Origin of the sequence: Lelliottia sp., from assembly GCF_045627565.1 — a bacterium.
Classification (GTDB): domain Bacteria; phylum Pseudomonadota; class Gammaproteobacteria; order Enterobacterales; family Enterobacteriaceae; genus Enterobacter.
The window spans coordinates 28,927-55,211 of sequence record NZ_JAZQNX010000034.1 but is presented as its reverse complement, the minus strand read 5'-3'; the positions used below and the strand labels follow the sequence as shown (position 1 = coordinate 55,211).

General features: G+C 52.5%; 26 protein-coding genes. 18 read left to right on the top strand and 8 right to left on the bottom strand.

Annotation, left to right across the window (positions count from 1 at the left end):
- Positions 1–198 precede the first annotated feature (198 nt).
- The 5 genes from rfaD to ACKI5T_RS16770 all read left to right on the top strand — a co-directional run bounded on the left by rfaD (position 199) and on the right by ACKI5T_RS16770 (position 5,451).
- Positions 199–1,128: an ADP-glyceromanno-heptose 6-epimerase gene (gene rfaD / locus ACKI5T_RS16790; RefSeq protein ID WP_011915383.1), complete on the top strand. Its 930-nt coding sequence runs from the start codon at positions 199–201 to the stop codon at positions 1,126–1,128.
- 84 nt (positions 1,129–1,212) lie between these two features.
- On the top strand, positions 1,213–2,259 hold the full coding sequence (gene rfaF, locus ACKI5T_RS16785; protein ID WP_407438907.1) for an ADP-heptose--LPS heptosyltransferase RfaF: 1,047 nt from the start codon (positions 1,213–1,215) through the stop codon (positions 2,257–2,259).
- A 3-nt stretch (positions 2,260–2,262) separates the two neighbouring features.
- On the top strand, positions 2,263–3,249 hold the full coding sequence (gene rfaC / locus ACKI5T_RS16780; RefSeq protein WP_407438905.1) for a lipopolysaccharide heptosyltransferase RfaC: 987 nt from the start codon (positions 2,263–2,265) through the stop codon (positions 3,247–3,249).
- Positions 3,242–4,345 (top strand): putative lipopolysaccharide heptosyltransferase III, encoded by a 1,104-nt coding sequence (rfaQ, locus tag ACKI5T_RS16775; RefSeq protein ID WP_407438903.1) that lies wholly within the window; start codon positions 3,242–3,244, stop codon positions 4,343–4,345. The genes rfaC and rfaQ overlap by 8 nt, the downstream gene beginning before the upstream one ends.
- Positions 4,342–5,451 (top strand): glycosyltransferase family 4 protein, encoded by a 1,110-nt coding sequence (locus ACKI5T_RS16770; RefSeq protein WP_407438901.1) that lies wholly within the window; start codon positions 4,342–4,344, stop codon positions 5,449–5,451. Before rfaQ ends, ACKI5T_RS16770 begins: the two co-directional genes overlap by 4 nt.
- Here ACKI5T_RS16770 and ACKI5T_RS16765 read toward each other — a convergent pair.
- Positions 5,430–6,533, bottom strand: a complete 1,104-nt coding sequence (locus ACKI5T_RS16765) for a glycosyltransferase family 4 protein (protein ID WP_407438899.1) — start codon at positions 6,531–6,533, stop codon at positions 5,430–5,432. The genes ACKI5T_RS16770 and ACKI5T_RS16765 overlap by 22 nt on opposite strands.
- Positions 6,534–6,784: 251 nt before the next feature.
- Here ACKI5T_RS16765 and ACKI5T_RS16760 point away from each other — a divergent pair, with 251 nt between their 5' ends.
- The 7 genes from ACKI5T_RS16760 (at position 6,785) to coaD (ending at position 14,599) form a co-directional block, all read left to right on the top strand.
- Positions 6,785–8,155 carry an O-antigen ligase family protein gene (locus ACKI5T_RS16760; protein WP_407438898.1) on the top strand — a complete coding sequence of 457 codons (1,371 nt, stop codon included), beginning with the start codon at positions 6,785–6,787 and terminating at the stop codon, positions 8,153–8,155.
- A gap of 145 nt (positions 8,156–8,300) precedes the next feature.
- The gene (locus ACKI5T_RS16755) at positions 8,301–9,284 is read left to right on the top strand and encodes a glycosyltransferase (protein ID WP_407438896.1); all 984 of its coding nucleotides are present in this window, start codon (positions 8,301–8,303) and stop codon (positions 9,282–9,284) included.
- Positions 9,285–9,292: 8 nt separating this feature from the next.
- The gene (locus tag ACKI5T_RS16750) at positions 9,293–10,264 is read left to right on the top strand and encodes a glycosyltransferase family 1 protein (protein ID WP_407438894.1); all 972 of its coding nucleotides are present in this window, start codon (positions 9,293–9,295) and stop codon (positions 10,262–10,264) included.
- Between the two features lie 18 nt (positions 10,265–10,282).
- Entirely contained in the window at positions 10,283–11,917 is a 1,635-nt protein-coding gene (locus ACKI5T_RS16745) for a sulfatase-like hydrolase/transferase (protein WP_407438892.1), read from the top strand.
- Between the two features lie 155 nt (positions 11,918–12,072).
- Positions 12,073–13,347, top strand: coding sequence for a lipid IV(A) 3-deoxy-D-manno-octulosonic acid transferase (waaA, locus tag ACKI5T_RS16740; RefSeq protein ID WP_407438890.1), 1,275 nt, complete (start codon positions 12,073–12,075; stop codon positions 13,345–13,347).
- Entirely contained in the window at positions 13,347–14,123 is a 777-nt protein-coding gene (locus ACKI5T_RS16735; RefSeq protein ID WP_407438889.1) for a glycosyltransferase family 2 protein, read from the top strand. Before waaA ends, ACKI5T_RS16735 begins: the two co-directional genes overlap by 1 nt.
- Complete coding sequence (gene coaD, locus ACKI5T_RS16730; RefSeq protein WP_407438887.1) at positions 14,120–14,599, top strand: pantetheine-phosphate adenylyltransferase; 480 nt, start codon at positions 14,120–14,122, stop codon at positions 14,597–14,599. Before ACKI5T_RS16735 ends, coaD begins: the two co-directional genes overlap by 4 nt.
- Before the next feature lies 1 nt (position 14,600).
- Here the strand turns inward: coaD and mutM are convergent, their stop codons facing one another.
- The 4 genes from mutM to radC form a co-directional block, all read right to left on the bottom strand.
- Entirely contained in the window at positions 14,601–15,410 is an 810-nt protein-coding gene (gene mutM, locus ACKI5T_RS16725) for a bifunctional DNA-formamidopyrimidine glycosylase/DNA-(apurinic or apyrimidinic site) lyase (RefSeq protein WP_407438885.1), read from the bottom strand.
- A 74-nt stretch (positions 15,411–15,484) separates the two neighbouring features.
- Positions 15,485–15,652, bottom strand: a complete 168-nt coding sequence (rpmG, locus tag ACKI5T_RS16720) for a 50S ribosomal protein L33 (protein ID WP_003024094.1) — start codon at positions 15,650–15,652, stop codon at positions 15,485–15,487.
- Positions 15,653–15,674: 22 nt separating this feature from the next.
- Positions 15,675–15,911: a 50S ribosomal protein L28 gene (gene rpmB, locus ACKI5T_RS16715; protein WP_002436699.1), complete on the bottom strand. Its 237-nt coding sequence runs from the start codon at positions 15,909–15,911 to the stop codon at positions 15,675–15,677.
- Positions 15,912–16,127: 216 nt separating this feature from the next.
- Entirely contained in the window at positions 16,128–16,793 is a 666-nt protein-coding gene (radC, locus tag ACKI5T_RS16710) for a DNA repair protein RadC (protein WP_407438884.1), read from the bottom strand.
- 174 nt (positions 16,794–16,967) lie between these two features.
- On the opposite strand from radC, the gene coaBC reads away from it, so the two are divergent.
- The 3 genes from coaBC (at position 16,968) to slmA (ending at position 19,329) form a co-directional block, all read left to right on the top strand.
- Positions 16,968–18,179 carry a bifunctional phosphopantothenoylcysteine decarboxylase/phosphopantothenate--cysteine ligase CoaBC gene (gene coaBC / locus ACKI5T_RS16705; protein WP_407439007.1) on the top strand — a complete coding sequence of 404 codons (1,212 nt, stop codon included), beginning with the start codon at positions 16,968–16,970 and terminating at the stop codon, positions 18,177–18,179.
- A complete protein-coding gene (dut, locus tag ACKI5T_RS16700) occupies positions 18,157–18,615 on the top strand; it encodes a dUTP diphosphatase (RefSeq protein WP_166638675.1) in 459 nt (152 codons plus the stop codon). The genes coaBC and dut overlap by 23 nt, the downstream gene beginning before the upstream one ends.
- Before the next feature lie 117 nt (positions 18,616–18,732).
- Positions 18,733–19,329, top strand: coding sequence for a nucleoid occlusion factor SlmA (gene slmA / locus ACKI5T_RS16695; RefSeq protein ID WP_011915366.1), 597 nt, complete (start codon positions 18,733–18,735; stop codon positions 19,327–19,329).
- Between the two features lie 43 nt (positions 19,330–19,372).
- Here the strand turns inward: slmA and pyrE are convergent, their stop codons facing one another.
- Both pyrE and rph read right to left on the bottom strand, forming a co-directional pair.
- A complete protein-coding gene (gene pyrE, locus ACKI5T_RS16690; protein WP_011915365.1) occupies positions 19,373–20,014 on the bottom strand; it encodes an orotate phosphoribosyltransferase in 642 nt (213 codons plus the stop codon).
- A gap of 60 nt (positions 20,015–20,074) precedes the next feature.
- Positions 20,075–20,791, bottom strand: a complete 717-nt coding sequence (gene rph / locus ACKI5T_RS16685; RefSeq protein WP_133632102.1) for a ribonuclease PH — start codon at positions 20,789–20,791, stop codon at positions 20,075–20,077.
- A 124-nt stretch (positions 20,792–20,915) separates the two neighbouring features.
- Between rph and ACKI5T_RS16680 the strand changes: the two genes are divergently transcribed.
- From ACKI5T_RS16680 to ACKI5T_RS16670, 3 genes are all read left to right on the top strand, one after another.
- Positions 20,916–21,779: a YicC/YloC family endoribonuclease gene (locus tag ACKI5T_RS16680; protein ID WP_011915363.1), complete on the top strand. Its 864-nt coding sequence runs from the start codon at positions 20,916–20,918 to the stop codon at positions 21,777–21,779.
- 318 nt (positions 21,780–22,097) lie between these two features.
- The gene (locus tag ACKI5T_RS16675) at positions 22,098–22,715 is read left to right on the top strand and encodes a trimeric intracellular cation channel family protein (RefSeq protein WP_407438881.1); all 618 of its coding nucleotides are present in this window, start codon (positions 22,098–22,100) and stop codon (positions 22,713–22,715) included.
- A gap of 115 nt (positions 22,716–22,830) precedes the next feature.
- The gene (locus tag ACKI5T_RS16670; RefSeq protein ID WP_407438879.1) at positions 22,831–24,483 is read left to right on the top strand and encodes a phosphoethanolamine transferase; all 1,653 of its coding nucleotides are present in this window, start codon (positions 22,831–22,833) and stop codon (positions 24,481–24,483) included.
- On the opposite strand, the gene ligB is transcribed toward ACKI5T_RS16670, so the two are convergent.
- On the bottom strand, positions 24,480–26,150 hold the full coding sequence (gene ligB / locus ACKI5T_RS16665) for an NAD-dependent DNA ligase LigB (protein ID WP_407438877.1): 1,671 nt from the start codon (positions 26,148–26,150) through the stop codon (positions 24,480–24,482). The genes ACKI5T_RS16670 and ligB overlap by 4 nt on opposite strands.
- Between the last annotated feature and the right edge of the window lie 135 nt (positions 26,151–26,285).

Here is a 26,285-nt window from a genome sequence, read left to right as displayed (position 1 = left end):
ATCAAGGTGGCAAGCGAAGAAATCCCCGGGAGCATAGATAACTATGTGACTGGGGTTTCTAAGCGCAGCCAACGTAGAGGCAGCTTGAAGGATGAAGTGCATATCGGTGAATGGCTGAAGGGTCGCCATACTAATGATATGATATGAATATTAGCGTCCGGGATTTTCCCCGGACTCCACACTTCAAAGGTTACCGTTATGATCATCGTTACCGGCGGCGCAGGCTTTATCGGCAGCAATATTATCAAGGCCCTGAATGACAAAGGCATCACCGACATTCTGGTGGTGGACAATTTGAAAGATGGCACCAAGTTCGCAAACCTGGTGGATCTGAATATTGCCGACTACATGGATAAAGAAGATTTTCTGATCCAGCTTATGGCGGGTGAAGAATTCGGCGAAATCGAAGCCATCTTCCATGAAGGCGCATGCTCTTCCACCACAGAGTGGGACGGCAAGTACATGATGGATAACAACTATCAGTACTCGAAAGAAGTGCTGCACTACTGTCTGGAACACGAAATTCCGTTCCTGTATGCCTCTTCTGCTGCCACCTACGGCGGGCGTACGTCTGACTTTATCGAATCCCGCGAATACGAGCAGCCGCTGAACGTGTACGGCTATTCCAAATTCCTGTTCGACGAATATGTGCGTCAAATTCTGCCAGAAGCGAACTCCCAAATCGTTGGCTTCCGCTATTTCAACGTCTATGGTCCGCGCGAAGGCCATAAAGGCAGCATGGCGAGCGTTGCTTTCCATCTGAATACCCAGTTGAACAACGGCGAAACCCCGAAACTGTTCGAAGGCAGCGACGGCTTTAAGCGCGATTTCGTCTACGTGGGCGACGTGGCTGCGGTCAATCTGTGGTTCTGGGAAAACGGCGTATCCGGCATCTTTAACCTGGGCACAGGCCGCGCAGAATCCTTCCAGGCCGTGGCTGACGCAGCGCTGGCCTTCCATAAAAAAGACAGCCTCGAGTACATTCCATTCCCGGAAAAACTGAAAGGCCGTTATCAGGCATTCACACAGGCAGACCTGACCAACCTGCGTGCTGCCGGTTATGACAAGCCATTTAAGACTGTCGCCGAAGGCGTAGCGGAATATATGGCCTGGCTGAACCGCAACTGAGTGAATCCCCGGGCGCATTGGATAACGATGTAACGGGGGTGAACAAAAGCAGCCAACGCAGAGAAAGTTTGAAGGATGAAGTGAATGAGAATACTGGTGATCGGCCCGTCATGGGTGGGCGACATGATGATGTCGCAAAGTCTTTATCGCACGCTCAAGGCGCGCTATCCCCAGGCGATCATTGACGTGATGGCACCAGCGTGGTGCCGTCCGCTTTTATCGCGCATGCCGGAAGTGAATGAAGCGATTCCGATGCCGCTCGGCCACGGGGCGCTGGAGATCGGTCAACGCCGCAGGCTGGGTCACATTCTGAGTGCGAAACGTTACGACCGCGCTTACGTGCTGCCTAACTCCTTTAAATCTGCTCTCGTGCCTTTCTTTGCGGGCGTTCCGCACCGTACCGGCTGGCGTGGTGAAATGCGCTACGGTTTGCTGAATGATGCGCGCGTGCTGGATAAAGAGGCCTGGCCGCTGATGGTCGAGCGCTATGTTGCTCTGGCGTACGATAAAGGCGTGATGCGCACGGCGAAAGATTTACCGCAGCCGCTGCTGTGGCCGCAGTTGCAGGTGCATGAAGGCGAAAAATCGCAAACCTGCAATGCCTTTAACCTCTCTTCAGAACGCCCGATGATTGGTTTCTGCCCTGGTGCAGAGTTCGGTCCGGCAAAACGCTGGCCACACTATCACTACGCCGAATTAGCCAAACAGCTGATCGACGAAGGCTATCAGATTGTGCTGTTTGGCTCGGCGAAAGATCACGAAGCGGGCAACGAAATCCTCGCGACGCTGAGTAATGAACAGCAGGCCTGGTGTCGTAATCTGGCCGGCGAAACGCAGCTCGAACAGGCGGTGATTTTACTGGCTGCCTGTAAAGCGGTAGTGACGAATGACTCCGGCCTGATGCACGTTGCGGCGGCGCTCAATCGCCCGCTGGTCGCGCTGTATGGCCCAAGCAGCCCGGACTTCACGCCGCCGCTGTCGCATAAAGCCCGCGTCATCCGCCTGATCACGGGCTATCACAAAGTGCGAAAAGGTGATGCTGCCGAAGGCTATCACCAGAGCCTGATCGACATTACGCCACAGCGCGTTCTCGACGAACTCAACGATCTGCTGCTGAGCGAAGAAGGATAACGAATGCGGGTCTTGATCGTTAAAACCTCTTCAATGGGCGACGTCTTGCACTCCCTGCCGTCGCTGACGGATGCGATGCGTGCCATCCCTGGTATTCGTTTTGACTGGGTCGTGGAAGAAGGCTTCGCGCAAATTCCGACCTGGCACGAAGCGGTCGACCGTGTGATCCCGGTGGCGATTCGCCGCTGGCGTAAAGCGTGGTTCTCCGCGCCAATTAAAGCCGAGCGCAAAGCCTTTCGCGATGCGGTGCAGGCTCAACAGTACGATGCAATTATCGACGCGCAGGGGCTGGTAAAAAGCGCCGCACTGGTGACGCGCCTGGCACACGGCGTAAAGCACGGTATGGACTGGCAAAGCGCGCGCGAGCCGCTGGCGAGTCTGTTCTATAACCGCCGCCACCGCATCAGCAAGCAACAGCACGCCGTCGAACGCACCCGCGAATTGTTCGCCAAAAGCCTCGGTTATCATAAACCTGAAGCTCAGGGTGATTACGCTATTTCGCAGCATTTCCTGCGTGGTGCTTCGCAAGACAGCCAGCCTTACTTAATTTTCCTCCACGCCACGACGCGTGACGATAAGCACTGGCCGGAATCATACTGGCGTGAGCTGATTGGTTTGCTCGGCGAATCCGATGTACGCATCAAACTTCCGTGGGGCGCACCGCATGAAGAGGCGCGCGCCAAACGTCTGGCAGACGGCTTTGATTATGTTGACGTTTTGCCTCGCATGAAGCTGGATGGTGTGGCGCAGGAGTTAGCGGGCGCAACGGCGGTGGTGTCGGTTGATACCGGTCTCAGCCACCTGACGGCTGCGCTGGATCGTCCTAATATTACGCTCTACGGCCCAACGGATCCGGGTCTGATTGGCGGCTACGGAAAAAATCAATATATCTGCCGCCCGGAAAATTCTTCGCAGTTGAGCACGCTCAGCGCCGCTGCGGTTTATGCGCAATTAGAGCCTTTGCTGGCAGCAGAGAGAGACTATGTCTGAATTTTTCTCAGCGGAGCGCCCACCCAAGCGCGTGCTGATCATCAAACTGCGTCACCACGGTGACGTTTTGCTGACCTCTCCGGTCTTTACCGTATTGAAAAAAAACTGGCCAGACGTCGAAGTTGACGCACTGGTGTATGACGACACCCAGGCGATGCTCACCAGCCATCCACATATTGATCAGGTACATACGATAGGCCGCAACTGGCGCAAGAAAGGCTGGTTTGAGCAGTTCCGTCTGTATCGTGCGCTGGTAAATACCCTCAAAGGCCGCCAGTACGACGTGCTGATTAACCTGACCGAACACTGGCACGGTGCGCGTCTCGCGCGCCGTCTAAAACCGCGCGTATCCGTGGGTTTCAAACCGGACAAACGCAGCGGGCTGGCGCGCCGTCGCTGGGTGAAATCATTTACAACACTGTATCCCGCCATTCAGGACAACAGCCGTCATATGGTGGAAGTGAACCTGGACGCGTTGCGTCGCATCGGTATTCACCCGCAATGTGAAGAAGATAAACATACGCTGTTCGTTCCTGGCGATGCAGCGGAAGCGTCAATCGCCGAAAAACTGGCGGGATTTGGGCTGACCTCAAAATCGTATATTTTAGTGCATCCGACTTCACGCTGGATGTTCAAGGCCTGGGAAATCAATAAGCTGGCGGCGACGATCAATAATCTCGCGTCCCGGGGGCTGCCGATCATTCTCTCCGCTGCGCCGTCAAAAGAAGAGTCGGCTTACATGGATGAGCTGCGCGCTGCGCTCACTCACCCTGTCTTTGATTTAAGCGGACAACTCAATCTGAAAGAGCTCGGCGCGTTGATGAAACACGCGCGCGTTTATTTTGGCGTGGACTCCATGCCGATGCATCTCGCCAGCGCCGTTGGCACCCCAACCGTTGCCATCTTTGGTCCGACCGGTGCAATCAAATGGGCACCGTGGGGCGTGAATTATCGCGTGATTACCGCCGGATTCACCTGCCAGCCTTGCGGTAAAGCGGGCTGCGGTGACGGAGGCGTTTCCGACTGCATCACGGCGATAACCCCGCAGCAGGTCTTGAGCGCGATCGATACGATGCTGCTGGAAACCCTTCCATGAAGCTGGCAATCGTTCGACAGACTTACAATCCCAACGGCGGCGCGGAGCGTTTTGTGTCCCGCGCGCTTAACGTGCTGGCGCAGGACACCGAGCTAGATGTCACGCTCATCGCTCGCCAGTGGGAAGACGCCGCTGGCTGGCAGACGCTGACGGTGAATCCGCCGTTTCGCAATCGTCTCGGCCGCGAATCGGGTTTTGCTGAGGCCGCCGCCGCGCAGTTTGCCAGGTTCGACATCGTTCAGAGCCATGAGCGTATTCCAGGCGCCACGATTTTCCGCGCGGGCGACGGCGTGCATGCCACCTGGCTTGAGCAGTACAGCCGCATTTTGTCGCCGCTGGCGCGCTGGGCGCAGTCATTAAGCCGCTATCACCGCTACATTTTGCAGGCAGAAGCGCAGATGTTTACCCATCCGCAACTGCGAAAAGTGATCTGTAATTCGAAGATGGTGCGCGATGACATCGCTCGCCGTTTCACCTTGCTGGACGACAAGCTAACGGTTATCTATAACGGCGTCGATACCGCCCATTTTAGCCCGGATGTTTGCGCGTTTTCGCAGCGTGAGGCGTGGAGCATTCCGCATACTGCACCGGTGCTGGCGTACGTAGGTTCAGGCTTTAGCCGTAAAGGCGTGGCGACGGCGCTTCGCGCCATTGTGCCGCATCCCGATGTCTGGCTGCTGATCGCGGGTCGCGATAAACACGCACGCAAATTCGAAAAGCTGGCGGCAACGCTGGGCGTGGCTTCACGCGTGCGTTTCCTGGGGCCAGTCGCGGATGTGCGTCAGGTATACGGCACAGCCGATGCCCTGATTTTGCCTACACTTTACGATCCCTTCCCGAATGTCTGCGTGGAAGCGCTGGCCTGCGGATTGCCGCTATTAACCAGCCACGGCTGTGGCGCGGCAGAATGGATTGAGGAAGGCGTGAACGGCTGGGTGCGTGACGCGCTGGATAACAAAGGTTATCAACAGGCGATCGGCGAATGGTTAAAAGGCCGCGAACAGGGCGTTAACTATTCTGCGGCGGCGCGCGCCACCGCAGAACCTTACACTCTGGATCGTATGGCTAAAGAGTTGCAGGCACTTTATCGCGACGTGCTGCGCTGAGCCGCATCGGAAAAGACTTTCTCCATCGCATCCAGCATGCACTCGCGAGTGAAGTGGGCGCAAAGGTAATCGAATCCTTGCTGCGCCAGTTTCTCGCGAAGATCCGCATCGTCATACAGTTTGACGATTGCGTCTTGCAGCGCATTTTCATCACGTTGAGCAATCAAAATCCCGGTTTTACCATTAATCACCGCATCTGCGGTGCCCCCCGCGTCGGTGGCAATGGTGGCTATCCGCGATGCAAGGGATTGCAAGACGCCCTGCGGAACGCCTTCCATGTCGTGCGACGGACTCAGGGCGATATCAAACGCCGGGAACCATCGCTCAGGATCGCTGCGATGTCCTGCCATCACCACGCGCTGCTGTAATCCCAGCGCCACAATTTCTTGTTCCAGCGTCTCTTTATGCGGGCCTTCCCCGACAATCGCCAGCTTAATGCGCGGATTGTCGATCTTTGCCAGCGCACGCAGCAACACGCTATGGCCTTTGTTCGGACGCAGATGCGAGACCACGCCGAGCCAAAAATCATCCTGCGAAAGTCCGCAATGCTCTCTGGCATCCTGTTTATCCGCCGGATGAAAGCGTTGCGTATCAACGCCGCTCGGTACGGACGTGCTTTGCGCCATCGGAACGCCGATATCCGCCACCTGATGGCGGAGCGCTTCACCCGTCGTCACGATGTGGGCACAAGCGTTGCGAAACAGCCAACGGGTTGTCCAGTTTTTGCGCGGCACACCCGATGCATGGCGCGTGCGCACCAGCGGTACTGGATTCGAAAGCGTGAGATTAGCGAGTGCCACCAGCCAGGTATCGGCTGAATTGTGACTATTGATGACATCAATAGATTTGCGATGCTGTTTGAGCCAGTGCCGGAGTAATTGCAGGTTTTTGAGATTTTTACGCCTTAATGGCATGGTCACGACTGTCAGCCCGGCATTCTGTGCCAACGCGTGCAACGGCGCGCTTTCTGGGCAGAGAATAGTCACCTGATGACCGCGTTGAATCAGCCCGAGCGACTCATTAATAATTCGTAATGGTTGCCCGCCTTTGCCGCCGTCTGCTTCAGTGTGAACAATGTGCATAAATTTCCTGTTGATGGGCTGAAACCTGCCTAATCAAGGCATTATATACGCTGTCAGCGGTATAATGTACAAAGTCAGGCCCCCCTTAAAATTAGCGGATTATTCTTGCTTACAAACATTGTCCTTCTGTAGTTAGGGCTTCTGTGGTAATTTTCTCTGGCTTTTATTCCCTCCGGATATCCGTGGAATTAACGTACAGCGTTGTTAACTAACCGGTTTAAACGCCGAAATTCTTAACCAGTACCATAAATATGACAAATATTCGTAACATCCTGACGGGCCTTTTAGTACTGGCTGTACTGGCGTTGTGTTTTGTCTGGCCGATTCCTAATGACCAGCTTCCATTTCATCGCAATGGCCTGATCTATCCCATCGTTGTGGTCACGCTGAGTCTTTTCTTCAGCTCATCTTCAGCCAAACAAAACCTTAACTTCAGTAAAATTAAGTTCGTGCTCATTGCGATATGGGTATTAACTTTTTATATCCTGATTAATGGTTTTTTTGTCGCGCCTGATATTAAAGAGATGGTGTCGACCTGGGACGGGCAATGGCTGCGACCGGTTTTACTTTTCTGCGCAGGCCTGGTCCTCTTACCCACTCTTCAAAGCCAGTTACCCTCGATTTCTGCCGCACGATTCTTCACGCTGGTCGTTCTCTTTTTCTGGGGCGTCGTGTGCATCCATTTATTGGATACGATTTGGCTCTACTGGCGTGACGGTGTGATTCACTGGGGTGAAACGCGGATAGTCTTTAACCGCACGCGCATGAGTTTCCAGGTGAATATGATCACCGGTTTTATTCTGGCGGAACTGTTGGCGCGCGGCTTGCTGCATCAGCGTTTTTTACGCCTGAAAACTTCATTCCTGGCGCTGATGTTAGTCTGCAACCTGGTCTGTACTGCATTAGTCGATACTCGCTGGGGCACTATCGGCCTGGTGGGTAGCCTGTTCTCGACCTTCGTGTTGTTAAGCTTCCACAACATGCGACGCAGCCGTGTGGTGCTCACGGGCAGTATTTTGATCGCTATCATTATCGCCTCCGTATTGCTGGGATACGCATCCTGGAAAACTGACCCTCGCTGGCAAAGCCTTGAGAGTGATGCGATCACGGGTTGGAATGCTCCCTTTACCAGCTTCTGCTACAACAAAACAAACGGGATCATTCCTCGAAATGAGGCCGGTCGGCCGATGAACCATTCCAACGGTTGTCGCGCCAGTTTCTTCCACCAAGGTTGGGGTTTGGTCGCTGAACATCCCGCAGGCATGGGACCGCGCAAAGAAGCGTTCCGCTACGTACTGCGTCGTGATACTCAGGATAACCGGATTAATATTCCACACAGCCATTACGGTCTGATCGAATTTGGTATCCAGAATGGCATTGCAGGGATTGCGGGCTGGCTGATTTTGCTGGCGGGTTGTTGGTACATCGGCTGGCGTGAATTCCGCCACGGTAACACGATGGTGGGGATGTTCTTGCTGCTGTTTACAATCGGCTTCTTCTCCAGAACCATGGTCGATCACAACCTCAAAGATCATTACCTGGAACAATATATGCTCTTGACCGGACTGCTTATCGGCATGTGCGCGCAACGCACGGCAAAAGATAAAGAAGCCCTTTCCTGAGAACCTATAGCGAGCGCCAAACAGAATACCCGTTGGCGCTCGCCTGTCGTCAGAACTCTTTAGCCTGTCGGCTGTCGAAATGCCATCGCACGTTACCGTTAAAAACGTTTATCGCTGCCTCAGCGTGGAATAATACGGAGTAAGCATGTCTGGAACGCCTCAATTAAGCCTCATTGTCGCTGTGTATAATGGTGAATCCTTCCTGAGTGCTTTTTTTGACAGCATTAAGAAGCAGAATCTGGACAGTCTGGAACTCGTCATTGTTAATGACGGTTCGACTGACGGTTCCGCTGAGATTATCGCCCGCTACGCCAGCGAATTTGGTGATTTCAAGGTTATTGACCAGGAGAACGGCGGTGTATCAGCGGCACGTAATGCGGGCCTTGCTGTCGCACAAGGTGAGTATGTTGCCTTTCCGGATATCGACGATGTTATCTATCCCGGGATGTATCCTCGCCTGCTTGAAATGGCTTTCGCCGGTCAGCTGGATGTCGCGACCTGTAACGGCACCTACATTTACGATGACGGGCGTCCGTCGAAAAAGATTTTCCCCTCTGACAAGTTGACGTCAACCGGTGTGCTGGATGGCCCAACCTGGCTGCAAATGGCACTTGAATCGCGTAAGTTCTTGCACGTCACCTGGCTCAATATCTACCGTCACGCTTTTATCAAAGAGCAGGGTTTCACTTTTGAGCATGGCCTGCGTCACCAGGATATTCCGTGGACAACGGAAGTGTTATTGACCGCCAAACGCGTACAGTATGTTGATGAAGTGTATTACGATTATCTGATTCACTCTGCCTCGGTTTCACATACGCCAGGCACGGACGACACGCGTATGCGTTCTTCTCGTCATTATATGAAAATCCTGGAGATGCTGGATGCGATCAATAAACGCCATCCCGATTTGGTGAAACGCGTACCCGCTTGCCAGTGGCAAATCGCTAAAGAAGGCTTAGGCATTCTGCACAGCATCAACAATATCGACGATATGGCGAAAAAGCGTGAGATCACGCGCGAGCTTTTTGAACGCGGTATCTGGTCGCTGATCTGGCAAAATGCACGTGGTTTTCGTCAGCGCTGGCGTTTAGGACGTCGTTATTTCCGTCTTAAAAAAATTCTCGGCTAACGGACATTATGAGCAAACTCAAACTTCACGCGGTTTCCCGCGCAGACTTCATCGCGAAAAACTACGCAGATTTTCAGACGCTGCTGGATAACCGCGTTAATCCGGATGACATCCCTGAGCGTTTCTATTGCGGTGGACGCGGCGGCTGGACATTTCAAACCACGCTGGCGTTAAAACACTACTACGGCGACGATATTGAATGTTCGTTTGGCTCCGAATGCCGACCGGATGCTATCAACCTGATGCACAATGATGATTTCGGCTCTCGTGTTAAACCATGGCGCGGATTTACCGTCGTTGCCCGTGCCGATCGCCCTCCGGTTGTGGGTGCCGATATTGTCGTTGATCAGAACCCTGAAGTTGACGGGCACAGTAACCGTATTTTCGTGCCGTACTGGCCGCAGCCTGGCGTTAAACCGCGTGAACGTACCGATGAAACGGTGAAAACCGTGGCGTTTTTCGGCCGCGTTGACAGCTTTCCGCAGGAATATCGTGAAGGCGATTTTAAACAGCGCCTGGCCGGGCAGGGAATTGAACTGCGCATTTCATTTGATAATTGGACTAATTATCAGGACGTTGATGTTTGCATCAGTTTCCGTAAGTCACACGACCACAAGCTCGCGCGCAAACCCGCCAGTAAATTAATCAATAACTGGCTGGGCAAAACCGTGATGGTGTGCGATGACGAACCGTCTTACCGCGCCATTCGTGAAAGCGAGCTGGATTATCTGATTGCAAAAAATCCTGACGAAGCGTTTGACGCCATTATGCGACTCAAAAACTCGCCTGAACTGTATCGCCAGATGCGTGAGCAGGGAGAAAAACGTTTGCAGGTTTATTCTCGTGAAGCGGTTGCCGCTCGCTGGTTTGCCCTGTTTGAGGATTGCTGGCGTAAAGGATTGCACAATCGCCCCACGCTGGTTCGCGCACTTCGCTTTGGATTAGGTAAAGCGATTCGTCCGTTAACTAAAAAGTTCTGAGTTAGATTGAGTCTGAACATGTTCAAAACATCTGCACAATCATCACTCCCACTACGCCGCAATATCGTGCGGACTGTGGTGTTGACGCTGGCTTTCCTGGTGCTGTTTTCACTTTCTGAAATCATCATTCTGTTAAAAGACCATGTATATCAACCGAAAGCCGGTGATATCTCGCTGTATCTGATCATCTCGCTGCTGGCCGCCGTCAGCGCGCGTTTCTTCGTCACGCGACTGCTGCTGGCCGTCACGTTTATTGTGCAGATATCAGAAGCGATCTATTACCAGTTTTACGGCCAGTTCTACGGCCCAAGCGAAGTGTGGCTTGCGTTTGTCGAAACCAAAGACATTGCCAGCGGAATCACCGACAGTCTCGGTTCGCTGGGGATCTACTTCGCGATCATGGTGCTAGCGGTGGTGTTTGCACTGGTCTTCACCCGTCGCATGGCACCTCAGTGGCATAAATGGCTCGCGATGCCCTGCGTGCTCGCTATCGTCGTTATGTTCGCGGGTCAGTTTTACAAGGCCATCGATGGGCAGATGTACAAGTTCAACCCCGACCTGCGCCACTCTTTACTGCGCAACGGGCTGTCAGCCATGAGCTATAGCGCCATTCGTCTGATCCCGGAAGCCCTGTCTGGCGAAAACCAGAGCGTGACCCATTACGAACCTTACCAGGTGACGCCGGTTGAGGGAACGCAGGCAGGCAAGTACTCCATCATCCTGGCGATTGGCGAAAGCCTTAACCCGCATCACGTCAGCGCGCTGGGCTATGAGCGCGATACCACGCCCGAGCTGAAAGCCCTGATGAAACAGTATCAGGGGACAGGACGCCTGGTGGTGTCTAACGCCGTGTCGACGCGTGTTGCCATTCCTATGCTGGTGAATAACCTGCGCGAGCCGGATAACTACGGCGCGTACAAGTCTAAGTCGACCAATATCTTTGCGAATGCGAAAAAACAGGGTTATCAGACCGCTTTTATCTCGGCGCAAGGTCTGGAAGGACTGAGCAACTGGATCGGTATCCACGACATTGATCTTTGGGAAGATACGCAAATTCGCCCGACTCCGGATGTAGGCGCAGACGTCGTACTAACGCCATCGGTCGAGAAAGCCACGCTGGACTGGAACAAACCGTTCCTGATGGTGCTTAACAGCCGTGCACCGCATATCCCTTATGAGCGAAATATCCCGCAGGGGTTTGCGAAATTCTCGACGCCGCGTCTGAGTAATGACGTTGAGCAGAAGAAGAACGAGTACGACGATGCCGTGCGTTTGTACGATAAAGAGCTGGCGTCTGCCATCCGCACTACGATGGCGAAATCCAAACTGCCGGTGCTGGTGTTCATCACCTCGGATCACGGAGAACGCGTGGGCGATGGTGGGCTGTTTGGTCATTCCGTCGTGGAAATGCCGATTGCCCAGGTGCCGTTCCTCTATTTCAGCAACGACCCGGCGTATTCAATGAATGCGATCAGCCCGCAAGTCCCGCTGAACCACTATCAGGTAGCGACGCTTATCAACAAAATGTTAGGCTATTCTGTCAGCAATCCAAATCAGAAAGATGACAGTTTCTTCATCACAGGCGGTGATATTCGTGGCCTGTCGGAGCGTGTGACCTACCACTTGAATGCGCTCCCTGAAGCAGAGCGTTAATCTGCAAGTCATCAAACGGGCAAACAGTTGCCCGTTTTTTTATCGTCGAATGAATGTAACGCAGGCAGACAAGTGAGCTAAAATGCCAAAGAGATAGCTTTAAACGGCCTAAATGCTTAGAATTTGCCCGCTGAAACTGAAAAACGGATAATCGCTTGGAATTGTTGTATACCGCTCTGCTCTACATTATTCAGCCGCTGGTGTGGCTAAGACTGCTGCTTCGTAGCCGTAAAGCGCCTGCGTATCGAAAACGTTGGGCTGAACGTTATGGCTACTGTCGTAATAAAGTTGTGCCGGACGGTATTCTGCTTCATTCCGTATCCGTGGGTGAAACGCTGGCGGCCATCCCGCTAGTGCGTGCATTGCGCCACCGTTATCCCTATCTGCCGATTACCGTCACCACCATGACCCCAACGGGTTCTGAACGCGCGCTGTCGGCGTTCGGCAAAGACGTGCATCACGTTTATCTGCCTTATGATTTACCCTGCGCCATGAACCGTTTCCTCAACACCGTGCGTCCAAAGCTGGTGATTGTGATGGAAACCGAACTTTGGCCGAATATGATTTCCGCCCTGCATACCCGCAAAATTCCGCTGGTGGTGGCTAACGCCCGCCTGTCTGAACGCTCCGCGAAAGGCTATGGCAAGCTGGGTAAATTCATGCGTCGCCTGCTGTCCAAAATTACGCTGATTGCCGCCCAAAACGAAGAAGATGCCGCGCGCTTTATCTCTCTTGGGCTGAAACGCAATCAGCTCGCTGTGACCGGCAGTCTGAAGTTTGATATCTCCGTCACGCCAGAACTCGCGGCGCGTGCCCTCACGTTACGCCGCCAGTGGGCACCACGCCGTCAAGTGTGGATCGCAACCAGCACCCACGATGGCGAAGAAGAGATTATTCTGCAGGCGCATCGCAAACTGCTCGAAAAATTCCCGGATTTACTGCTGATTCTGGTTCCGCGTCATCCCGAACGCTTTAAGGATGCCCGTGAACTGGTGCAGAAAGGCGGATTTAGCTTCACGCTGCGCAGCACCGGCGAGATCCCATCGGGTAGCACTCAGGTGGTGATTGGCGACACGATGGGCGAACTGATGCTGCTCTACGGCATTGCCGATCTGGCGTTCGTGGGCGGAAGTCTGGTTGAACGCGGCGGACACAATCCGCTGGAGCCTGCTGCACATGCCATTCCTGTGCTGATGGGTCCCCACACCTTTAACTTCAAAGATATCTGCGCCAAATTGCAGCAAGCCGATGGCTTGATTACCGTGACCGATACAGACTCTGTCGTGAAAGAGGTTTCAACCCTGCTCACCGACGAAGATTACCGTCTGTGGTACGGTCGCCATGCCGTTGAAGTGCTGCATCAGAATCAGGGCGCATTGACCCGTCTGCTGCAACTTTTACAGCCTTACTTGCCGCAGCGGAGCCATTAATGTCAACGCGTCTGTCGGTCGTGATGATCGCCAAAAACGCTGCCGACCTGCTGCCAGACTGCCTCGCGTCCGTTGCCTGGGCTGACGAAATTGTCCTGCTGGATTCCGGAAGCGAGGACAATACGGTTGCAATCGCCCGTGCCGCAGGCGTGAAAGTCTTCATCGATACCGACTGGCAGGGTTACGGCATTCAGCGTCAGCGCGCGCAGTCTTTTGCCACGGGCGACTACGTGCTGATGATCGACACTGACGAGCGCATCACGCCGGAACTCCAGCAAGCCATTCAAACCGTACTGACGTCGCCGCAACCTGGCGCGGTGTACAGCATTGCTCGCCGCAACTATTTCCTGGGTCGCTTTATGCGTCACAGCGGCTGGTATCCTGACCGCGTGATGCGCCTTTATGAGCGCGATCGCTATCAGTACAACGCCAATCTGGTCCACGAATCTCTCGATTGTCATCAGGCTCAGGTCATTGCTCTGAACGGCGATCTGCTGCATCTCACCTGCCGGGATTTTGCGAGCTTCCAGCGCAAGCAACTCGACTACGCCACGGCCTGGGCACAAGAGCGCCACCAGCGCGGCAAGAAGACCTCTTTGACGGGAATCTTTACGCATACGATAGGGGCGTTTTTGAAAACACTGCTGCTGCGCGGCGGTGTCCTGGACGGTAAACAAGGCTGGTTACTGGCAGTGGTGAATGCACAGTATACTTTTAACAAATATACCGAGCTGTGGGCGTTAAACCGCGGCTACTCTGAGAAACGTGAGCCATGAGCACAAAAGCGATTTATCCGGGTACCTTCGATCCCATCACTAACGGTCATATTGATATCATTACACGTGCTGCCAGCATGTTTGATCGCGTGATTCTGGCGATTGCTGCCAGCCCCAGCAAAAAACCCATGTTCGATTTAGAAGAGCGCGTCATGCTCGCCACCGCCGCGCTTCAACACCTGCCGAACGTTGAGGTGATGGGCTTTAGCGATCTGATGGCGAATTTCGCCCGCGCGCAGCAGGCCAATATTCTGATTCGTGGATTGCGCGCCGTGGCTGATTTTGAATATGAGATGCAGCTGGCGCACATGAACCGTCATTTAATGCCGGAGCTGGAAAGCGTCTTTCTGATGCCGTCAAAAGAGTGGTCGTTTATTTCATCATCACTGGTGAAAGAAGTGGCGCGCCACGCGGGGGATGTGACGCATTTTCTGCCTGCGAACGTTCACCAGGCGTTGATGGAAAAGCTCAAATAACTTATTTCTGGCACTGGCGGCAGTAAAACGTCGCGCGCTGCGCATGTTTCGACGCCACGATGGGCGTCCCGCACACTCTGCACGGCTCGCCTTTACGGCCATACACCTGCAGTTCCTGCGCAAAATACCCCGGCTTACCGTCACTTTGCAGGAAATCCTTCAGCGTCGTCCCGCCCTGCTCAATTGAGCGCAGCAAAACAGCTTTGATGACTTTCACCAATATCTCGCACTCTTGCTCTGAGAGCGACGATGCGAGCCTGTCCGGATGGATCCCGGCTGCGAAAAGCGACTCGCTGGCATAGATATTCCCAACCCCCACCACCAGCTTGTTATCCATCAGCCAGGGTTTTATCGGCGTTTTCTTTTTGGCGCACCGCGCTTTCAGGTACTCAGCGTTAAACACCTCGCTCAGCGGCTCAGGACCGAGATGCGCCAGCACGTTGTGCCCTTCAAGCTCTTTGGTCCACAACCATGCGCCAAAGCGTCGCGGATCGGTATAGCGCAGCACTTTGCCGTTGCTCATGACCAAATCCACGTGATCGTGTTTTTCAGCAGGTAACTCTTCACTGAGGATACGCAAACTCCCGGACATCCCAAGATGGATGATTATCCAGCCGTCGGGTAGCTCCAGCAGCAGGTATTTTGCGCGGCGCTGCACGCTCAGAACCGGCTTATCACTCAGGGTATGTATCTCATTGGAAACGGGCCAGCGAAGACGACCATTACGCACGACAGCATGAAGAATGGTCGCGCCCACCAGATGCGGCTCGATACCACGACGGCTGGTTTCTACCTCAGGTAATTCAGGCATGTTTCCTCCATTGAGAGACCCAGAATGCAAAAAACCCCGCGATTGCGGGGTTTTTCTTTACAAGGAATCTAAAATTATTTGATTTTAGCTTCTTTGTATAAAACGTGCTGACGGACAACTGGATCGAATTTTTTCAGTTCCAGTTTTTCCGGTTTAGTACGCTTGTTCTTCGTGGTGGTATAGAAGTGACCAGTACCAGCAGAAGAAACCAGCTTGATTTTCTCACGAATACCTTTAGCCATGATTTATTTCCTCTTTAAGTACTTAGTACTTTTCGCCACGGGCACGCAGTTCAGACAGAACTGTATCGATGCCTTTCTTATCAATAACACGCATACCTTTAGCAGATACACGCAGGGTGACAAAACGCTTCTCGCTCTCAACCCAAAAACGGTGAGAGTGCAGGTTCGGCAGGAAACGGCGTTTAGTCGCGTTCAGTGCGTGGGAACGGTTGTTACCGGTCACCGGACGCTTGCCAGTAACTTGGCAGACTCGGGACATGTCTATTCTCCAAAAATCAAATTAGCTCGAGCTTCGTATGGGGTATCGGCGCCTCGTCAGGCTTTACAGCCCGGTCATCGCGGTTCTAAGTGAACTCTCGATTGCCAGGCCCAAATGCCAAACCCGAGATTCTCAAAGGTGGCGTAGTATACGCTGACTCGACGATGTGCTCAAGTCCCGAACAGACAAAGATCCCGATGGATCGCGAGAAAGGGTCTAAATCCAACCCTGTTCGGCAAAAGAAACATACTCTCCGCGACCGATAATAAAATGGTCAAGTACATGAATGTCCATGAATTGACAGCATTTGATGATACGTTCGGTGATGTCTTTGTCGGCTTTACTCGGTTCAGCGCAACCAGAGGGGTGATTATGCGCGAGGATCAAGGCGGCTGCATTCACTTTTATCGCTTCTCGCACAATTTCTCGCGGATGAACCTCAACATGCCTCAATGTTCCCGAAAACATGCGGCTGTGTTTTACCACCCGATGTTGATTATCAAGAAAGATCACCATGAAGACTTCACGTTCTGCATCAGAGAGCTGACTCTGCAGAAAATCTTTCGTCATTTCAGGACTTAACAGCGGATTATCGCCAATTACCCGCACGCTGTGGTAGCGCCTGGCGAGCTCGGCTATGCCCTTGAGCTGCGCAAATTTAGCCAGCCCGATTCCTTCGACATACCGAAACTCGTCCAGATTGGCGTTCAGTAACCCGTGCAGTGACCCAAAATGCTGTAACAGCTCCTGCGCTAATACAAACACGCTCTTTCCTGATGTACCGGTGCGCAAAAAAAGTGCCAGTAGCTCTGCGTCCGTCAGTGAGGTGATACCAAAACTCAGCATTTTCTCCCGCGGCAAAAGCGTCAACTCGTCATCCATGTCCCTTCTCCCTGTTTTGCTTTCATTATGCTGACACAGGAATCCTCGCCACTCGACGGGGACTTTTCGTTCTTGCGTAGCGCCTCGCAAAGTGGACCACGCACATTTTTACGTCGATTTTCGTATTGTGATAAAATGTTTCCCTCTGGATAAACCCAACAGGAAAGAATCATGATGAGCCTGGCTGGCAAAAAAATCGTTCTTGGCGTGAGCGGCGGCATCGCTGCGTATAAAGCGCCAGACCTGGTGCGCCGCTTGCGAGATCGCGGGGCGGAGGTGCGGGTCGCGATAACGGAAGGCGGTAAGGCGTTTATTACCCCGTTAAGCCTACAAGCCGTTTCAGGGTATCCGGTATCCGATAGCCTGCTCGACCCGGCCGCAGAAGCCGCAATGGGCCATATTGAACTGGGCAAATGGGCAGATCTGGTTATTCTCGCTCCCGCAACGGCGGATTTAATCGCTCGCGTTGCAGCGGGCATGGCCAACGACCTGGTTTCAACGATTTGTCTGGCTACGCCCGCACCTGTCGCCGTCGTGCCAGCGATGAACCAGCAGATGTACCGCAATGCCGCGACCCAACATAATCTTGAGGTTCTGGCATCACGTGGTTTGCTGATTTGGGGTCCCGACAGCGGGAGCCAGGCGTGTGGGGACGTAGGTCCAGGACGTATGCTCGATCCGCTCGCCATTGTCGATATGGCCGCCACGCATTTTGGGCCTGTCAACGATCTGCAACATCTCAACATCATGATTACTGCCGGTCCAACACGTGAACCCCTGGATCCCGTGCGATACATCACGAACCACAGCTCCGGGAAAATGGGGTTTGCCATTGCTGCGGCAGCAGCAAAACGCGGAGCAAAGGTCACGCTGGTCAGCGGGCCGGTCTCGTTAGCCACGCCACCTTTCGTGCAGCGCATTGATGTCACGACGGCGCTGGAAATGGAAGCGGCCGTTCAAGCGCACGCACAGATGCAGCAAATATTTATCGGCTGCGCAGCCGTCGCCGATTACCGCGCCGAAACCATTTCTGATGCCAAGATTAAAAAGCAAGGCGATGAATTAACGATAAAAATGGTGAAAAACCCTGACATCGTCGCTGGTGTTGCCGCACTAAAAAGCCATCGACCTTACGTCGTTGGGTTTGCCGCCGAAACAAATAATGTGGAAGAATACGCCCGGCAAAAACGGACCCGCAAAAATCTCGATTTGATTTGTGCGAACGATGTTTCGCTGGCGACACAAGGATTTAACAGCGACAGCAATGCATTACACCTTTTCTGGCAGGATGGAGATAAAGTCTTACCGCTTGAGCGCAAGGAACTCCTGGGCCAACAATTACTGGACGAGATCGTTACCCGTTATGATGAAAAAAATCGACGTTAAGATTCTGGACCCGCGTGTTGGCCAGCAATTTCCGCTGCCAACTTATGCCACCTCCGGCTCCGCCGGTCTTGACCTGCGAGCCTGTCTCGATGACGCCGTCGCGCTGGCGCCAGGCGCAACCACGCTGATCCCGACAGGTCTTGCGATTCACGTTGCAGACCCTTCACTGGCGGCGGTGATTTTGCCTCGCTCTGGTCTTGGTCATAAGCATGGTATTGTGCTGGGCAATCTGGTCGGGCTCATTGATTCCGACTATCAGGGTCAGCTGATGGTCTCTGTCTGGAACCGTGGACAGGACAGTTTCACGATTGAGCCGGGCGAACGTATCGCGCAGATGGTCTTTGTGCCTGTGGTTCAGGCTGAATTTAATCTGGTAGACGATTTTGATGCCACCGACCGTGGCGAAGGCGGCTTCGGCCACTCTGGGCGCAAATAAGCCCAACGATACGCACCACGCAGCGTAATAATGCAATAACACACCGCAAACGCTTGTTTGCGGTCGTTGTGTGGATGCCAGCCGGACAGGCGCTTATTTTCAGGGGTATTTTGTAACATGGCAGAAAAACAAACCGCGAAAAGGAACCGTCGCGAAGAAATACTTCAATCTCTGGCTCTGATGCTTGAATCCAGCGATGGCAGTCAACGCATCACTACCGCAAAACTGGCGGCCTCTGTCGGCGTGTCAGAAGCGGCGCTGTATCGTCATTTCCCCAGCAAAACGCGGATGTTTGATAGCCTCATCGAGTTTATCGAAGACAGCCTCATTACCCGTATCAATCTGATTCTTAAAGATGAAAAAGACACCACCGCACGCTTGCGGTTAATTGTTTTACTGATTTTAGGTTTCGGCGAGCGCAATCCAGGCCTGACGCGAATCATGACAGGGCATGCCCTGATGTTTGAGCAGGACAAGCTTCAGGGACGTATCAATCAGCTTTTCGAACGCATTGAAGCCCAGTTGCGCCAGGTTCTGCGTGAAAAGAAAATGCGTGAAGGTGAAGGCTACACCACTGATGAAAATGTGTTGGCGGGGCAGCTGTTAGCGTTCTGCGAAGGAATGCTTTCTCGCTTTGTACGCAGTGAATTTAAATATCGCCCAACGGATGATTTCGACACCCGTTGGCCGCTCGTGGCTGCGCAACTGCAGTAAACGAGAGAAGCCCGGTCAGCGTCACGCTACCGGGCTAAATGCCTTATACGCCAAACTCTTCCCGATACGCGCGCACCGACGCCAGATGATCCGCCATCTCAGGTTTCTCCTCCAGATAGGCAATCAGGTCTTTCAACGTAATAATTGAAATCACGTTGCAGCCATAATCACGCTCAACTTCCTGAATGGCTGAAATCTCGCCACGGCCACGCTCCTGGCGATCGAGAGAAATCAACACGCCAGCAAGCGAAGCGCCATTGGCCTGAATAATTTCCATCGACTCACGGATTGCCGTGCCTGCGGTGATCACGTCATCCACCAGCATAATACGGCCCTGCAGTTCGCTGCCGACCAGATTGCCGCCTTCACCGTGGGTTTTAGCCTCTTTGCGGTTGAAGCAGTACGGCACGTCGCGATCGTGATGTTCCGCCAGCGCCACCGCCGTGGTGGTCGCAATCGGAATACCCTTATACGCAGGACCAAACAGCAGGTCGAAATCAATCCCTGAATCCACAAGCGCTTCGGCGTAAAAACGGCCTAATAAAGCCAGATCGCGCCCCGTATTAAACAGCCCGGCGTTGAAGAAATAGGGGCTTTTACGCCCGGATTTCAGCGTAAATTCGCCAAACTTAAGTACCTGCTTGTTAAGCGCAAACTCAATAAACTGGCGCTGATAAGGTTTCATGGATTTGCTCCTCAAGACTTTTCTACGGACAAAAAAAAGGGCGACAACGTCGCCCTTACATCAATTTTCTAACGCCGCTTTCTGCGTCGTGACAATAGATTCGATTCCCCCTCGGGCTAACGCCAGCAAGGTAAGAAGCTCTTCGTGAGTAAATGGCTCGCCTTCGGCCGTGCCCTGCACTTCAATGATACGACCGTCTTCGGTCATCACCACGTTCATGTCGGTTTCGGCTGCGGAGTCTTCAACATATTCCAGATCGCAAAGCGCTTCACCGTTTACGATACCCACGGAGACAGCGGCAACCATTCCCTTCATTGGGTTCTTTTTCAACTTACCGGCAGCAATCAGCTTGTTCAGCGCATCAGCCAGTGCAACGCATGCCCCGGTGATGGAAGCCGTACGCGTACCGCCATCCGCCTGAATCACATCGCAGTCCAGGGTAATGGTGAATTCGCCCAGCACTTTCAGATCGACAGCGGCACGAAGTGCGCGAGCGATCAAACGCTGGATTTCCATGGTACGACCGCCCTGCTTGCCTTTCGCTGCTTCGCGGGCGTTACGCGTATGCGTTGCGCGCGGCAACATACCGTATTCAGCCGTGATCCAGCCCTGGCCCTGCCCTTTCAGAAAGCGCGGTACGCCCTCTTCAATAGAGGCAGTGCACAGTACTTTAGTGTCGCCAAATGCAACAAGCACGGAACCTTCAGCGTGTTTTGTATAGTTACGGGTCAGGGTGACGGGACGCACCTGATTGGCGCTACGGCCTGATGGACGCATGATGATATCTCCGGCTTGAAACGAATGTGGCTGCGCATTATACGGATTAAAGTCGCTTATTCCTATCCTGTGAAAGCCACGAAAGCTATAATCCCCCATCTCTCCTCTAAAAACGGGAATGTCTATGATACGCAGTATGACCGCCTACGCCCGGCGTGAAATCAAAGGTAGCTGGGGTAGCGCTACCTGGGAAATGCGCTCGGTGAACCAGCGCTATCTGGAAACTTATTTCCGTATGCCAGAACAGTTTCGCAGCCTTGAGCCGGTCGTGCGTGAGCGCATTCGTGCTCGCCTGACGCGCGGTAAGGTTGAATGTAACCTGCGTTTTGAACCCGATGCGAGCGCTCAAGGGGAGCTGATCCTCAATGAAAAACTGGCTAAACAGCTGGTGAATGCCGCGAACTGGGTCAAAATGCAGAGTGACGAAGGTGAAATCAACCCGGTTGATATCCTGCGTTGGCCTGGCGTTATGGCCGCTGGAGAGCAAGACCTGGACGCGATCACCACCGAAATCCTCGGTGCGCTCGATGGGGCTCTGGATGATTTTATCGAGGCGCGCGAAACGGAAGGTCAGGCATTAAAAGGCATGATTGAACAGCGCCTCGAAGGTGTCAGTGCAGAAGTCATCAAAGTGCGTGCTCACATGCCCGAAGTACTGCAGTGGCAACGCGAACGCCTGATTGCCAAACTTGAAGATGCTGAAGTTCAGCTTGAAAACACCCGTCTTGAGCAAGAGTTAGTGCTAATGGCACAGCGTGTTGACGTTGCGGAAGAGCTTGATCGACTCGACGCTCACGTTAAAGAGACGTACAACATTCTCAAGAAAAAAGAAGCCGTTGGCCGTCGTCTCGACTTCATGATGCAGGAATTTAACCGCGAATCGAACACGCTGGCATCTAAGTCCATCAACGCCGAAGTCACCACGTCAGCCATTGAACTGAAAGTGCTTATTGAGCAAATGCGCGAGCAGATTCAGAACATTGAGTAACGTCATTTACTTCCAAGCCTGACTAAAAAAGCCATTATAACAATGGCTTTTTTTGTGCCTCACGGAGTAAGGACGGCTCAAATATCGCTTCAGATTAACTCTTCCCAACCATTCGCTGTGCAGTGAGTAGCGTTAGCAGAAATACATCTTTAATGATGAAAAAAACTAATGCATAAAAATCCATTAACCGCTCCACAAGCTCTAATATCAGCAAAGGTGTATGAGTAAAAGTATCTCTTTCATGACCATGCACAAAAAATCTGATTCGTGATATGTTCTGCAAAACGTTACTCTAGCCCGCTCAAACAGGGGGAAGAGATGCTGCTACACATTTTATATTTGGTCGGTATTACTGCCGAAGCCATGACAGGAGCGCTGGCCGCTGGACGTCGTCGGATGGACACGTTCGGCGTGATTATTATCGCCACAGCAACCGCTCTGGGCGGCGGCTCCGTTCGCGACATCCTGCTAGGCCACTATCCGTTGGGCTGGGTCAAACATCCCGAGTACGTGGTGATCGTCGCAATTGCCGCTGTGTTGACCACGATTGCCGCCCCAGTGATGCCCCATTTGCGACGTTTATTCCTGATTCTGGATGCCGTGGGATTGGTGGTGTTTTCGATTATCGGCGCGCAAATTGCTCTCGATATGGGGGAAGGGCCGATCATTGCCTCTATCGCCGCCGTTGTGACGGGTGTTTTTGGCGGTGTTCTCCGTGATATGTTCTGTAAACGCATTCCACTCGTGTTTCAGAAAGAGCTGTATGCCGGCATTTCCTTTGCCTCCGCGGTGTTGTACATCGCTTTGCAACATTATGTCTCGAGTCTTGATTTCGTTGTCATCGCGACGTTACTCTTTGGTTTTACCGCGCGGATGTTGGCACTACGCTTAAAGTTGGGACTTCCCGTGTTTCATTACACGCATGACTCACACTAAGCTCTTGCAAGGCGCATAACAGCCGTAAAAAGCACTTTTAGATGTCCCATGCCAATGCGAAAAACGAATATAATACCTTTCGTTTACCCCGCCTGGAAATTTGCGTTCAGAATCGATGCCATTTGCAAAAGCTGCAGTTCTCACCATAAATAAAAAACTCAGCAGCCATTTTCTGATTTTGCTGCTTCTCTCTGTGCTTATTCAATTATGGCCAGTGTTCTTCACGCAACCAGCACGTTTTGCGGTACGTATTGCGATTTGCAACATCCTGCTTTTATGGAGTGCCTCAGCAATCTATCGCTGCATCCCAGGTAAAATTATTTCGTTCATCCTTACCGCAGCCCTGACCCTCAATTTTGCGATCGCATTCAGTACCTGGGATGTTTACCAAAGCGAGTTTAATACCGTTTTTGCCATGAGTATCATGGCCACCCATATCGCCGAGGCGAAGAGTATGTCGGGGCTATATGGTCATACTTTCCCGGTTGTCATCGCCTACTTTTTTATCACCTGGTATGCCATTAAATCGCTCAGTGAAAACGTCGGAGATCGCGCGAAAGGGGTAGGACTGATCTTACTGGTTGGCTATATGGGCTGGTACTCAACGGCCAACTGGTTAAAAAAGCGTAAAGACCTTGAAGTCTACTATCCGCTTAGCTCACGCATTCTGACCAATACTCCTTTTTACACGGGCTCTGAATTTATTATTGCGCGACGAGACAGCGCACTGGCGGAGAAAATTGGTCAACAGAATGTGCATTATCCCGCACTGCAGTACCATGAGACGGGCATCGAAAACTATGTCGTGATAGTGGGTGAATCCGCCCGTCGCAGCAACATGCAGCTTTATGGATTTCCCCAGAATACGACACCTGTCGAGTCTGCATTTAAAAATCATGCCCTGATTTTTGCGCATGCAATTGCCCCAGCTTCAGCCACCGTACTTGCCGTGCCGATGATATTAAGCAAAGCCGATCCGGATAATTTCACCGTCGACAAACTCGCAGATAATATCGTCAACATCGCGCGAAAAACGGGTTATTACACCGAATGGATCAGTGCTCAAGGCAACTCCGGAAAGAGCAATAATTATATTGTTGCCATCGCCTCTACCAGTCAAAAAGCACAGTGGATCAACACTCAGTATGATACCGAGCTTCTACCGGCGCTTGACGAAGCGCTGAAGAATCCTGGTAAGAAATTTATCGTTTTACATATAAACGGTAGCCACGAAATGGCTTGTGACCGCTACCCTGAATCTGCAGATATTCTTCATACTGGCAACAAATATGAAGATTGCTATAACAACGCAATTCGCTTTACCGATTACTTTATTGGCGAAGTTGCCAAGCGCCTGCAAAGCAGTGCCTCTTCGATTCTGTATTTTTCAGATCACGGGTTAGAAAAAAACCCTAAACTGAAATCCATCTATATGCATGGTTCACGTAATCCGAGTAAAGAGGCTTACGAAGTTCCACAATTTATCTGGTACAGCCAGCCAGCCATTTCCAGTCAAAAACGGCAGTTGGGCTGGGTTCCGGGTTTCTGGTCGACGGCAAATAACTATGAATTGATGCTCAGTTGGCTTGGCATCTCTACGGGTACTGAAAATTGCGGTTCGGTACTGGAAAAATGCTATCAGCAACCCACGTTATTCCCGGTTATGGATGGCGGACGTCATATATTCGATTACGATCAATTACGTGATACCTTCAGTTCGCCGGACAGGCACACACCATGGCGAAAAGCCAAGGCGGGTTCGCTTTAGAACCCGTCAATACCTTGCTCACCAAGCCAGGTGGCAAGACGTGTGATCTGCGGATCGTGTACAAACTCTACCAATTTTCGCGCTTTCTCTGTACCGATGCCGGGGAGCTGATTCCAGCTCACCGCATCTTTGTCTTGTAATTGGCGCCATGACTGAACGCTCAACGCGTTGGCAGCGGCTTGTGGTAAGGGTATGCCAAGCGCTTTTATCCATTTTTTGAAAGGCTGATGGCGAGCAAACTCGAAACGATGCCATAGCTGTAAACGTCGTACAGGATTCAAACCTGATGTCTTTTCTATTTGTTCCTGCGTTACAGCCAGCCAGGAAAAAATGTGTTCAAAATGATAAGTCTGATGTAATAGTCGCCAGCTCGAATCACCCAATCCCTCCATATTGAGAATCTGCTTTGAACCTAGCCAGACCAGTCGGGCAAAAAATTGCTCCAGACATTCAGGTGAAGCATAGAAGCAGGTGAATGAGTGATATCGCGATGCAGGCGGTGCTGGCTTTTTTCGATCATTTCCACGCCATACGACTTTATCCACTCGCGGGATGCCCTGACCGGCCAGACTTACCAGGATCTGATCGCCCGGCGCAATATCCAGCGCCTGCCAACGGCTCACAGATCCGAGATTAACGCGCTTCACACGTTTGTCATCCAGTTGTACTGATTCCAGTACGGCCACAACGGAAATCTTACCCGTGCGTCCAATCGCAAATTGAATAGCGTTAACTTCTGCTACCTGCGAAACCGGCGAATACTTCCACGCGACGACCCAATCCCCTTCTCCCGGTAACCACAGCTCACCTACTGGCTCAACCGAGGATCGAACAATAATGCCGTCAGTCACAAAAGGAAGAGAGGAAGTCAGCCATTCCTTTCTGTTTTTCTCAACCTCATCTGCCGTGCTAACTGCTCGCGTATACTGTGCTGCCAGGTTGAAACCGGCTTTAGTAAGCTCAGAAAGACGTTGCGGCATAGACTGTGGACCATCGGGCCAGGCCCAAATAAAGACGCCGAGATTTTCCAGTACCGTCTTGTTATTCTGACGCATCATCATTCCAGCTACTTTAGCCCTGGCGTTCATCCCTCCCATCTGCTGCTGAATGTGTCCTTCACGCCGTAAAAAAATTTCCCCTTGCAGAACGCTTTCCGAAAGTACGCCCTTCACGTTTAAAGGGACAGAGGGGATAGCTTGTACTCTTGCGGTCCAGTCTTCACCTTTCACGCCGTCACCACGGCTGATCGCCTGCACCAACTTCCCTTTGTGATAAACCAATGTGACTGCCACACCATCGACTTTAGGCTGGACCCACAAATCGCGTCGTGAATGCATCCACTGCCGCAATTCTTCTTTGCCAGAAACCTTGTGCACACCCGTATGTGCAAAAGGGTGTCGCTGTGTTCCGTTAGCAGGAGGAATATCCTCTGTCGCAGGCTCATGATTAAAGCACTGCTGCCACTGTTTCAATCTGGTGTTGAGTTGATCATAAACCTCATCGCTCACGTCGCTTTTACCTTCTTGCCAGTAGGCATCGTTCCAGCGAGAAATTTGTGCGTTTAACCCCGCAATTTCTTGTTCCGCTTTGGCATGCGACCACGCAGGGCATATCGCTGTTCCATAGCTACTCCACACCATTACGACCACGCCAGCCCATTTCCACATCGTTAATCCTCCCTGGTTTGCGGAAGTTATAACGGTCCGGTTTGGGGTCTGACTACTCGCAAAGATGCACTTTACGAGGGGCATTCCATGTAATATTTTTTTGGGCTGCAAAGGGACAAGAAAATTGGAAAACGG

Excerpts from the sequence above, each read along its gene's own strand:
- rfaD (WP_011915383.1), top strand. The coding sequence starts at position 199 with ATGATCATCGTTACCGGCGGCGCAGGCTTTATCGGCAGCAATATTATC.
- rfaF (WP_407438907.1), top strand. The coding sequence starts at position 1,213 with ATGAGAATACTGGTGATCGGCCCGTCATGGGTGGGCGACATGATGATG.
- rfaC (WP_407438905.1), top strand. The coding sequence starts at position 2,263 with ATGCGGGTCTTGATCGTTAAAACCTCTTCAATGGGCGACGTCTTGCAC.
- rfaQ (WP_407438903.1), top strand. The coding sequence starts at position 3,242 with ATGTCTGAATTTTTCTCAGCGGAGCGCCCACCCAAGCGCGTGCTGATC.
- ACKI5T_RS16770 (WP_407438901.1), top strand. The coding sequence starts at position 4,342 with ATGAAGCTGGCAATCGTTCGACAGACTTACAATCCCAACGGCGGCGCG.
- ACKI5T_RS16765 (WP_407438899.1), bottom strand. The coding sequence starts at position 6,533 with ATGCACATTGTTCACACTGAAGCAGACGGCGGCAAAGGCGGGCAACCA.
- ACKI5T_RS16760 (WP_407438898.1), top strand. The coding sequence starts at position 6,785 with ATGACAAATATTCGTAACATCCTGACGGGCCTTTTAGTACTGGCTGTA.
- ACKI5T_RS16755 (WP_407438896.1), top strand. The coding sequence starts at position 8,301 with ATGTCTGGAACGCCTCAATTAAGCCTCATTGTCGCTGTGTATAATGGT.
- ACKI5T_RS16750 (WP_407438894.1), top strand. The coding sequence starts at position 9,293 with ATGAGCAAACTCAAACTTCACGCGGTTTCCCGCGCAGACTTCATCGCG.
- ACKI5T_RS16745 (WP_407438892.1), top strand. The coding sequence starts at position 10,283 with ATGTTCAAAACATCTGCACAATCATCACTCCCACTACGCCGCAATATC.
- ACKI5T_RS16735 (WP_407438889.1), top strand. The coding sequence starts at position 13,347 with ATGTCAACGCGTCTGTCGGTCGTGATGATCGCCAAAAACGCTGCCGAC.
- coaD (WP_407438887.1), top strand. The coding sequence starts at position 14,120 with ATGAGCACAAAAGCGATTTATCCGGGTACCTTCGATCCCATCACTAAC.
- mutM (WP_407438885.1), bottom strand. The coding sequence starts at position 15,410 with ATGCCTGAATTACCTGAGGTAGAAACCAGCCGTCGTGGTATCGAGCCG.
- rpmG (WP_003024094.1), bottom strand. The coding sequence starts at position 15,652 with ATGGCTAAAGGTATTCGTGAGAAAATCAAGCTGGTTTCTTCTGCTGGT.
- rpmB (WP_002436699.1), bottom strand. The coding sequence starts at position 15,911 with ATGTCCCGAGTCTGCCAAGTTACTGGCAAGCGTCCGGTGACCGGTAAC.
- radC (WP_407438884.1), bottom strand. The coding sequence starts at position 16,793 with ATGGATGACGAGTTGACGCTTTTGCCGCGGGAGAAAATGCTGAGTTTT.
- coaBC (WP_407439007.1), top strand. The coding sequence starts at position 16,968 with ATGAGCCTGGCTGGCAAAAAAATCGTTCTTGGCGTGAGCGGCGGCATC.
- dut (WP_166638675.1), top strand. The coding sequence starts at position 18,157 with ATGATGAAAAAAATCGACGTTAAGATTCTGGACCCGCGTGTTGGCCAG.
- slmA (WP_011915366.1), top strand. The coding sequence starts at position 18,733 with ATGGCAGAAAAACAAACCGCGAAAAGGAACCGTCGCGAAGAAATACTT.
- pyrE (WP_011915365.1), bottom strand. The coding sequence starts at position 20,014 with ATGAAACCTTATCAGCGCCAGTTTATTGAGTTTGCGCTTAACAAGCAG.
- rph (WP_133632102.1), bottom strand. The coding sequence starts at position 20,791 with ATGCGTCCATCAGGCCGTAGCGCCAATCAGGTGCGTCCCGTCACCCTG.
- ACKI5T_RS16680 (WP_011915363.1), top strand. The coding sequence starts at position 20,916 with ATGATACGCAGTATGACCGCCTACGCCCGGCGTGAAATCAAAGGTAGC.
- ACKI5T_RS16675 (WP_407438881.1), top strand. The coding sequence starts at position 22,098 with ATGCTGCTACACATTTTATATTTGGTCGGTATTACTGCCGAAGCCATG.
- ACKI5T_RS16670 (WP_407438879.1), top strand. The coding sequence starts at position 22,831 with ATGCCATTTGCAAAAGCTGCAGTTCTCACCATAAATAAAAAACTCAGC.
- ligB (WP_407438877.1), bottom strand. The coding sequence starts at position 26,150 with ATGTGGAAATGGGCTGGCGTGGTCGTAATGGTGTGGAGTAGCTATGGA.